At 67.9% G+C, this 8,674-nt stretch carries 10 protein-coding genes; 8 read left to right on the top strand and 2 right to left on the bottom strand.

Annotation, left to right across the window (positions count from 1 at the left end):
* The first annotated feature begins 315 nt into the window (after positions 1-315).
* The 6 genes from AN233_RS06855 (at position 316) to AN233_RS06830 (ending at position 5,449) form a co-directional block, all read left to right on the top strand.
* Positions 316-1,341, top strand: coding sequence for a succinylglutamate desuccinylase/aspartoacylase family protein (locus AN233_RS06855; protein ID WP_058366053.1), 1,026 nt, complete (start codon positions 316-318; stop codon positions 1,339-1,341).
* 106 nt (positions 1,342-1,447) lie between these two features.
* Positions 1,448-1,873: a succinate dehydrogenase, cytochrome b556 subunit gene (gene sdhC / locus AN233_RS06850; protein ID WP_058366052.1), complete on the top strand. Its 426-nt coding sequence runs from the start codon at positions 1,448-1,450 to the stop codon at positions 1,871-1,873.
* A gap of 1 nt (position 1,874) precedes the next feature.
* Complete coding sequence (locus AN233_RS06845) at positions 1,875-2,246, top strand: succinate dehydrogenase (RefSeq protein ID WP_058366051.1); 372 nt, start codon at positions 1,875-1,877, stop codon at positions 2,244-2,246.
* A 1-nt stretch (position 2,247) separates the two neighbouring features.
* Complete coding sequence (locus AN233_RS06840; RefSeq protein WP_058366050.1) at positions 2,248-3,150, top strand: succinate dehydrogenase/fumarate reductase iron-sulfur subunit; 903 nt, start codon at positions 2,248-2,250, stop codon at positions 3,148-3,150.
* A 13-nt stretch (positions 3,151-3,163) separates the two neighbouring features.
* Entirely contained in the window at positions 3,164-4,996 is a 1,833-nt protein-coding gene (locus AN233_RS06835; RefSeq protein WP_058366049.1) for an FAD-binding protein, read from the top strand.
* A 222-nt stretch (positions 4,997-5,218) separates the two neighbouring features.
* Positions 5,219-5,449: a helix-turn-helix domain-containing protein gene (locus AN233_RS06830; RefSeq protein WP_058366062.1), complete on the top strand. Its 231-nt coding sequence runs from the start codon at positions 5,219-5,221 to the stop codon at positions 5,447-5,449.
* Positions 5,450-5,476: 27 nt separating this feature from the next.
* Here AN233_RS06830 and AN233_RS06825 read toward each other — a convergent pair whose 3' ends face one another.
* Entirely contained in the window at positions 5,477-6,574 is a 1,098-nt protein-coding gene (locus AN233_RS06825; protein ID WP_218055070.1) for a hypothetical protein, read from the bottom strand.
* 164 nt (positions 6,575-6,738) lie between these two features.
* On the opposite strand from AN233_RS06825, the gene AN233_RS06820 reads away from it, so the two are divergent.
* On the top strand, positions 6,739-7,422 hold the full coding sequence (locus AN233_RS06820) for a uracil-DNA glycosylase (RefSeq protein WP_058366048.1): 684 nt from the start codon (positions 6,739-6,741) through the stop codon (positions 7,420-7,422).
* 23 nt (positions 7,423-7,445) lie between these two features.
* Here the strand turns inward: AN233_RS06820 and AN233_RS06815 are convergent, their stop codons facing one another.
* Positions 7,446-7,652 (bottom strand): hypothetical protein, encoded by a 207-nt coding sequence (locus AN233_RS06815; protein ID WP_058366047.1) that lies wholly within the window; start codon positions 7,650-7,652, stop codon positions 7,446-7,448.
* A gap of 68 nt (positions 7,653-7,720) precedes the next feature.
* Between AN233_RS06815 and AN233_RS06810 the strand changes: the two genes are divergently transcribed.
* Positions 7,721-8,518 carry a DUF2064 domain-containing protein gene (locus AN233_RS06810; protein WP_058366046.1) on the top strand — a complete coding sequence of 266 codons (798 nt, stop codon included), beginning with the start codon at positions 7,721-7,723 and terminating at the stop codon, positions 8,516-8,518.
* The last annotated feature ends 156 nt before the right edge of the window (positions 8,519-8,674 follow it).

Here is an 8,674-nt window from a genome sequence, read left to right as displayed (position 1 = left end):
TCCCAATTAGAGATGTGTTTAGTTAATGGTTTGTATCACGAGTTGTCGGATTCAACCCCGGGGTCAAGCCCCGGGGCATTCTCCTTGCATTCTGTAAACGACCGATAGCGGATGGATGCCGTTCGAACCGCCGCGAAACCGGTCGATCCCTCAGCCCGCCGAGAGGTCGCCGTCGGCAATGAGCTCCGTGCCGGTCATGTAGCCGGCGTCGCCGCTCAGTAGATTGACGACCGGGGCCGCGAGCGCGGTGTGGTTCGCGGCCGCCGCGGTCCCGCGGTCGCCATATATATCCCCGCGGCCGTGCTCCGAGCGAGCATGAGCGACGACGGGTCCTTCACCTACAACGGCGGTGCGGTCGCGCCGGGTGAGACCCAGAACCTGCGATACGGCATCAGCGAGACGTACCTCGGCGACCCCGTCCGGATCCCCGTGACGATCATCAACGGCGAGCGCGACGGGCCGACCGCGTTTCTGTCGGCGGCCGCCCACGGGGACGAGCTGAACGGCATCGAAGTCGTCCGCGAGGTGGCCCACGAGTGGGACCTGGACGACTTGGCGGGGACGCTGGTCTGTCTCCCCGTGCTCAACGTGCCGGGCTTCCTGGCCCAGCAGCGCTACCTGCCCGTCTACGACCGGGACCTGAACCGCTCGTTCCCGGGGCGTGCGGGGTCGACGAGCTCGAAGCGGATGGCCCATCAGATATTCACGAACTTCGTCGAGCCGTGCGATTTTGGCATCGACTTCCACACCTCCACCCGCGGCCGAACGAACATGCTCCACGTCCGCGCCGACATGGCCGACGAGGAGGTGCACCGCCTCGGGATGGCGTTCGGCTCGAACGTCGTGATCGACAGCGAGGGCCCGTCCGGGACGCTCCGCGGGGAGGCGACCGCGGCGGGAGTCCCGACCATCACCGTCGAGATGGGCGAGGCCCACCGGTTCCAGCGCGACCTGATCGACGCGGCTCTCGCGGGCGTCGAGTCCGCCTTCGCGGAGTACGGCCTGCTGGAGAAGTCGTCGGTCCGGTGGCCGGGGTGGCGCACGATCATCGCCGGCTCGGACGAGAAGACGTGGATCCGTGCGGACGCGGGCGGCATCGTCGACATGCACCACGACTCCGGCGCGCTGGTCCGCGAGGGCGACCGCATCGCCACGATCACCAACCCGTTCAAGGACGACAACGAGCCGGTGATGGCGCCGTTCACCGGACTGCTGGTCGGGGTGCTGGAGAACCCGGTCGTCTATCCGGGCAACCCCCTCTGTCACCTCGTCGAGTTGGACGAGCCGACCCGCCGCGTGGTCGAGGCCGAGCAGTCGCCGACGAACGGCGACGAGACGTGAGGCGAGCGAGCGGCGCGGAGCGCCCGAGGAACCCGGACGCCCTGCGGGCGTGCGACACGCCGCGTTAGAAACTACTTTACCACCCCGGGACCGACCCTCACACGGCATGAGTCAGTCGTACAATCGAGGCCTCATCGAGGACTTCGGCCGGTGGCGGGAGTTCTCAGCGGGGATGTGGGCCTGGATCTTCCACAAGTTCACCGGCTGGGTGCTTGTGGGCTATCTGTTCACCCATATTGCCGTGTTGAGTACCGCGATCCCGGCGGCGGGGGCCGAGGAAGCAGTGCTGACGGCGGGCGAGGACGTCTACACGCAGACGATCGTCACGCTGGAGGACCTGCTCCTCGTTCGGATCCTCGAGGTTGGGCTGCTCGCAGTGGCCGTGTTCCACATCCTGAACGGAACGCGGCTTCTGCTCGTGGACCTCGGCATCGGGCTGGAATCGCAAGACAAGAGCTTCTACGCGTCGCTGATCTTGACGGGCGCGATCACCGTCGCGTCAGTGCCGACGTTCATCGCGGGGGCCTTCTGAGATGGCTGAACGCTACTCCTCGTTCACGCCGGGCGGGACCTCGTGGCTGCTCCAGCGGATCACGGCCGCGTTCCTGATCGTCGTGTTGGCGTTCCACTTCTTCCTGCTCCACTTCGTCCACCACGCGGACGAGGTGTCGTTCCTGATGAGCGCCGGCCGCATGGAGACGTGGAGCTACTACTCGCTGATGGTGCTGTTCCTGATCACGGCGACGTTCCACGGCGTCAACGGCGTCTACAACGCGCTGATCAACCAGGGACTCTCGGGCACCAAACGCACCGCGGTCAAGTGGACGCTGATCGCCGCGAGCGTCCTCCTGATCGCACAGGGGATCCGCACCGCGAACGCGTGGGCCGGGATCGGGATCTACTGACATGAGTACGGACGCACCACAGACCACGGACGAGACGAGCGAAACGAGCACGGAGGACGCGCCGGCGGAGGCGCCCTCCGCGGGCGACCGCCGCCGCGCCCAGAAGCAGGAACGAGCGGCCGAACGCGCGCGGGAAGAGGCCGAGGCGGAGGCGGCCGCGGAGGCCGCGAAGAACACGGTCCACCTCAAGGTCTTCCGGTACGACCCCGAGGTGGAGGGCAAACAGGAGCCCCGCTTCGACGACTTCCACGTCCCCTACGAGAAGGGGATGACCGTCCTCGACGCGCTGATGTACGCGCGGGACACCTACGACTCCTCGCTCACCTTCCGGCACTCCTGTCGGCAGGCGATCTGCGGCTCCGACGCCCTGTTCATCGACGGCTCCCAGCGTCTGGGCTGTAAGACCCAGCTGTCGGACTTAGATATGGAGACGCCGATCCGGGTCGAGCCGCTGCCGCACGCGGACGTCGTGAAGGACCTGGTCGTCGACATGGAGCACTTCTACGAGCAGATGGAGGCGGTCGAGCCATACTTCCAGACCGACGACCTCCCCGACGAGGAACTGGAGGAACAGCGACAGAGCCGGGAGAACCGCGAGAAGGTGAAGATGTCCACGCGGTGTATCTGGTGTAGCGCGTGTATGTCCTCCTGTAACATCGCGGCCGGGGACAACGAGTACCTCGGTCCGGCGGCGATCAACAAGGCGTACCGCTTCGCGATGGACGAACGGGAAGGCGAGGAGATGAAACAGAAGCGGCTGGAGATCCTCGAACAGGAACACGGCGTCTGGCGCTGTCAGACCCAGTTCTCCTGTACGAACGTCTGCCCGAAGGACATCCCGCTCACCGAGCACATCCAGGAGCTCAAGCGGGAAGCCGTCAAAAATAACCTCAAGTTCTGGTAACCAACGACAAATCATGCACGAACACGACGTCATCGTCGTCGGCGCGGGCGGCGCCGGCCTCCGCGCGGCCATCGCCGCACAGGAGGCGGGGGCCGACGTGGCCATCGTCACGAAGCTCCATCCGGTCCGGTCCCACACCGGGGCCGCGGAGGGCGGCATCAACGCCGCGCTCCGGGACGGGGACGACTGGACGGACCACGCCTACGACACCATGAAGGGGTCCGACTACCTCGGGGACGCCCCCGCGGTCGAGACCCTCTGTAAGGACAGCCCGAAGGAGACGATCCAGCTCGAACACTGGGGGATGGCGTTCTCCCGCGAGGAGGACGGCCGCGTCTCCCAGCGACCGTTCGGCGGTCTCTCCTTCCCGCGAACGACGTACGCGGGCGCCGAGACCGGCCACCAGCTGCTCCACACGATGTACGAGCAGGTGGTCAAACGCGGCGTCACCGTCTACGACGAATGGCACGTGATGAACCTCGCGGTCACCGACGAGGAGCGCCCGTCGGACCGGAGCTGTCACGGCGTCGTCGCCTACGACATCAAGACCGGCTCCGTGGAGGGCTTCCGCGCGAACGACGGGGTCATCCTCGCGACCGGCGGGCTGGGACAGGTGTTCGACCACACCACCAACGCGGTCGCCAACACCGGCGACGGCGTCGCGATGGCCTACCGCGCGGGCGTCCCCATGGAGGACATGGAGTTCATCCAGTTCCACCCGACCACGCTCCCCTCTACCGGCGTCCTCATCTCCGAAGGGGTCCGCGGCGAGGGCGGCATCCTCTACAACGACGAGAGCGAGCGGTTCATGTTCGAGCACGGCTACGCCAACAACGACGGCGAGCTCGCCTCCCGAGACGTGGTCTCCCGCGCCGAGCTCACGGAGATCAACGAGGGGCGCGGTATCGAGGACGAGTACGTCCACCTCGACATGCGCCACCTCGGCGAGGAGCGCATCCTCGACCGGCTGGAGAACATCCTCCACCTCGCGGAGGACTTCGAGGGCGCCGACGGGCTGGAGGAGCCGATGCCCGTCAAGCCCGGCCAGCACTACGCGATGGGCGGCGTCGAGACCGACGAGAACGGCCAGACCTGCATCGACGGGCTCTACGCGGCCGGCGAGTGCGCTTGCGTCTCCGTTCACGGCGGCAACCGGCTCGGCGGCAACGCGCTGCCGGAGCTCATCGTCTTCGGACGGCGCGCCGGGCAACACGCGGCCGGCGACGACCTCGGCGAGCCCCAGATCACGACGGGCAAGAGCGACGACTACGAGCCCGCCGAGATCGACTCGCCGGTGCCGATCGGCGCGGTCGACCCGGACGACGGCACCGAGCCGGCCGCCGCGGACGGCGGGGCCGCGGACGGCGACGCGGTGCTCGACACGGCGGTCGAGGCCGAACGCGAACGCGTCGAGGAGCTGCTCGACTCGGAGGGGATCAACCACGCGGAGGTCCGCTCGGAGGTACAGGAGACGATGACGGCCAACGTCAACGTCTTCCGCGAGGAGGAGGGCCTCAAGCAGGCGCTCGCGGACATCCGCGACGCTCGCGAACGCTACCAGGACGTTGGCGTCTCGGACCCCTCGCGGACGTTCAACACGGACCTGATCCACACCATGGAGACGCGGAACATCCTCGACATCGCGGAGGCGCTCACCGTGGGCGCGCTCGCGCGCAACGAGTTCCGCGGCGCCCACTGGCGCAAGGAGAACCAGATCCGCGACGACGAGAACTGGCTCAAGCACACGCTGATCACGTGGAACGACGGCCAGCCGGAGCTCGGCTACAAGCCGGTCATCCTCGAGGGCGAGGACAAGACCTACGAGCCGAAGGTCCGCTCGTACTGAGCGTCTGCGAGCGGCTGCACGGGCCGGTCGTTCCGGGACCGGCTGTCCGTCACCGGTCGAACTTTTCGCCCGCACGGCAGCGATCGCGGCGCGAAACGCGACTAACTCGAACGCGGATTAGTTCTGTATCCCCGTCAAACGGACGCTTCGTGGTGATCCTCCGTATTTCGACGTTCGTTGAAATGGGGGTTTATTATCGTCGAACCACAGTAGTCGAGTATGATGATGGAACCCGAGACAGCGACGGGCGCCACGACGCCGGCGCTCCCGCCCGAACTTCAGTCGCCGCGTGCGAAGCTGGTCTATCTCTACCTGACGACGAACGACGGCGCCAGCGTGGCGGACATGGCCGAGTCGCTGGGAATGAAGAAGATCTCGCTGTACAGCATCCTCAAGACGCTCCGCAAGGAGGGGCTCGTCGAGGGGACCGACGACCGCTACGCGCTGGCCTGACCGCCGACCGAACCCGTCGGCGCAGGCTCAGACCACGGACAGCACCACCTGAAGCGCCTTCGGGGCCACGATCCCGACCGCGATCTGCGACCACATCGTGAACGTCGCGGGGTACTCCTTCGTGGAGGTGATATACTCCACCTGCGTGCGGTATCGCTCGTACTCCGCGGGCGGCTCCGCGATGTCCACGTTCTCGATCCGCCAGGGGTCGTCGATATGCTCGCGGGCCCGGCGGTCCAGCCGGTGGAGCTGCTCGCGCTTCTCCCGGTTCATGTATCGGTGGAGCGCGTAGATGCCCCACCCCATCGTCACCACGGCCGCGGCCCAGACCGCGGTGAATCCGAGGTTCGCGACCGCCCCCGGCCGTTCGAGTGCGGTGTACGCGAACACGCCGCTGAGGAGGAAGGGGCCGTAGAGCGCGACCGCGTAGCCGACGAGCCCGAGCATGAGGTAGTAGTACGCGAACTTCACGAGCTCCCCGAACGGCCGCATTCCGCCGAGCTTCTCCGGATCGAGGAAGTCCAGATCCACCTCGGAGCGCAGCAGTCGCCACGGCAACAGCACCTCGACCGAGAGGTACGTCGCGAGGAACGTCGCGAACACCGGCACGTAGCCGAGCGGCAGGATCACGGCGAACCGCAGGACGCGCTCGGGTCCGCCCACGGCGTACAGCTCCGGGAGCGTGAGGATCGCCACGGCGTTATACGTCGTGAACGCGACGCCGACGAGGACGAGGGCGGCAGTGAGCCGGTCGGGGACGAGCGGTGCGAAGCGCTCGGTCGACGACGCGCGTTCGACGAGGTGGCTTCGCTCGACGGCGCGGCCGTACCGCCGGTACAGCGCGCCCGTCGCCATCGCCGCGCCGACGAGCATCGCGGCGTTGAGGAGTCTGAGCGGATTGGTGAGGTACACCACCTCGTAGCCCGCCCAGAGGTTGTACAGCTGCAACACGCCGTTCTCGAGCAGCACGACGAGCACGCTGTACGCCGTGAGCGCGTGGATCGGTTTCGACGCGAATCCCTCTGGCAGAAGACGCCGGATCCCGATCCGGTCAAGCAACCGGACGAGGACCGGCGTCCCGGTAAACGTCGCTATCGCTCCCCCATCACCCGGGTCGGTGGACATGCCTTGGGCTATCGACATGTGCTAATAAATCCTGTTCCGAGGCGCCGCCCGTTCGTACTTCGCCTCGTCGTGATCCGCGATGGGGTCGAACGCTATCGGCCGTCGGGCCGGAATCGGACTGCGACGACCGGTGCGGTTTTGGCTCCGGACGGCGGAGTACGGGCGTGGACGCTCACCAGCGCGAGTTCGCGAACCCCTTCGGGATGGACGCCGACTGCCGCAACTGCGAGGCGCTCTGTGAGACGCGCGAGCACGTCGTCCACGGCTACGGTGACGTGGGCGGCGAGTTCGTGGTGGTCGGGGAGGCACCCACCGCGGGTGCGGACGCGGCGGGCGTTCCCTTCGTCGGCGACGCGGTCGGTGAGCGCGTCCTGTCCGCGTTCGCGGAACTCGGGTTCGTCCGGTCCGGTCCGGGTGTGGAGGGGGCCGACGGCCCGGGCGTAGAGGGCTCCGACGCGTCGGCCGGCGTCGAACCGGACGTCCAGAACGTCTTCTTCACGTATCTGACGCGGTGTCGCCACCCCGACCGCGCGCCGGCCGACGACGAGGTCCTCGCGTGCGAGCCGTTTCTGAACGCGGAGATCCGGATGATCAACCCGCAGATCATCGTCCCGGTCGGGCAGCGCGCCCTGGAGGAGCTGGCGGTCGAGTACACGACGCGCCGTCCGGAGAGCTTCGACGCGGCGGCGGAACACGCAACCACGGTCCGCGGCCGGGGGTTCGAGCTCGTCCCGATGGCCGACCCGGAAACGCTGACGGACGACGACGTGGCCGCGTTCGTCGAGCACATGCAGGACAACGTGCTCAGTCGGGACTACAGACAGACGAAGGGACGGCAGAGTCGCTAACCGGTCGTCGAGGCGGCGACCGCTCACCAGTAGGGCGTCCGCGGCCCAGCACCCCTTCGTCCGAGCAGGACCAGTCCTCCCACGACGGCGAGCGACAACGCCGCGCTCGTGGCGGCGGCAAGGGACGCGAGCGCGGCCGGAAGTCCGACGGCCGCCGCCGCGAGCAGAAGAAGCACCGCGAGCGCGGCCAGCGGCGGTGCGATCCGGACGAGGGGACTGCAGTCGTTCATGGAACGGCGGGGGACCGCCGGTGCCTAAAAACGGCGGGTTGAAGGGTCGCCCGCTCCGACCGACGCACATGACCGTCGTGGCCGTTCTGGCCGAGCCGCCCCGGGAGGGGCACGTCCTGACCCGCCTCGCGGAAACCTCACCGCTCTCGGCCGCCGAGGCCGCGGACTGCTACGAGGCCGTGCTGCGCGACACGATGCTCGCGGTCCATCGCTCGGGCGGCGACCTGCTCGTGAACTACCCGACCGCCGACCAGCTGTCGGCGGAGGCGGGCGACGCGAGCGGTGATGACGGCACCGCAGGCGACGACGCCGACCTCGCGCCGGAGGCCGAGCTGCGCGCCATCGCCGCGGACACACTGGAGTCGCTCGACGACGTGCGGTTCGAGCCGCAGGTCGGCTCGACGTTCGCGGCGCGCGCGGGCAACACCGTCACGCACCTGCTTCGCGAGGAGGGCGCCCGCTCGGTCGCGGTCGTCCGCCCGACTGCGCCGCTTCTGACCAGACAGATCGTCGACGCGGCCGCGATGAAGCTCCGCACCGCGGAGACGGTGCTCGGCCCCTCGACCGGCGGCCGGTGCTACTACGCGGGGTTTACCGACCCGATCGACTTTGCGGACGCGTTCGCGACGCCCGCGGTGACGACGCTCGCGGAGCGCTCCGCGGATGCGGGCAACGAGACGGAGTTCCTCGAAGCGACGCCGACGCTGGCGACGGGGGACGACCTGGTCGACGCGGTGGCCACGCTGCGCGCACGGTTCGCGGCCGAGCGCGTCGTCCCGAAACACGTCGCCGGACTCGTTCACGACCTCGGGTTGGACGTGGTCGAGGGCGACGACGGCGAGCCGACGCTGATCCGAAGTCGATAGTGTTCCACAGGGGTTTTCGGGAGTTCCAGCTGGTGTGGTGAGGAGTACGGTTCGATCGCGTGGGTGTCGTCCAGTTCGAAAACGCCAGCCTGCTCTCCTTTCTCCTGATCTGGCTCTGTCGTCGAGCCGGTTGCCCCGTTCAGTCCCACCCCGCAC

It is taken from the genome of Haloparvum sedimenti (assembly GCF_001462205.1).
GTDB classification, from domain to species: Archaea; Halobacteriota; Halobacteria; order Halobacteriales; family Haloferacaceae; genus Haloparvum; species Haloparvum sedimenti.
This window is presented reverse-complemented; position numbering and strand designations above follow the sequence as displayed.

Coding starts and splice junctions, on each gene's coding strand:
- AN233_RS06810 (WP_058366046.1), top strand. CDS start 7,721: ATGACCGTCGTGGCCGTTCTGGCCGAGCCGCCCCGGGAGGGGCACGTC.
- AN233_RS06825 (WP_218055070.1), bottom strand. CDS start 6,574: ATGTCCACCGACCCGGGTGATGGGGGAGCGATAGCGACGTTTACCGGG.
- AN233_RS06855 (WP_058366053.1), top strand. CDS start 316: ATGAGCGACGACGGGTCCTTCACCTACAACGGCGGTGCGGTCGCGCCG.
- sdhC (WP_058366052.1), top strand. CDS start 1,448: ATGAGTCAGTCGTACAATCGAGGCCTCATCGAGGACTTCGGCCGGTGG.
- AN233_RS06815 (WP_058366047.1), bottom strand. CDS start 7,652: ATGAACGACTGCAGTCCCCTCGTCCGGATCGCACCGCCGCTGGCCGCG.
- AN233_RS06840 (WP_058366050.1), top strand. CDS start 2,248: ATGAGTACGGACGCACCACAGACCACGGACGAGACGAGCGAAACGAGC.
- AN233_RS06845 (WP_058366051.1), top strand. CDS start 1,875: ATGGCTGAACGCTACTCCTCGTTCACGCCGGGCGGGACCTCGTGGCTG.
- AN233_RS06835 (WP_058366049.1), top strand. CDS start 3,164: ATGCACGAACACGACGTCATCGTCGTCGGCGCGGGCGGCGCCGGCCTC.
- AN233_RS06830 (WP_058366062.1), top strand. CDS start 5,219: ATGATGGAACCCGAGACAGCGACGGGCGCCACGACGCCGGCGCTCCCG.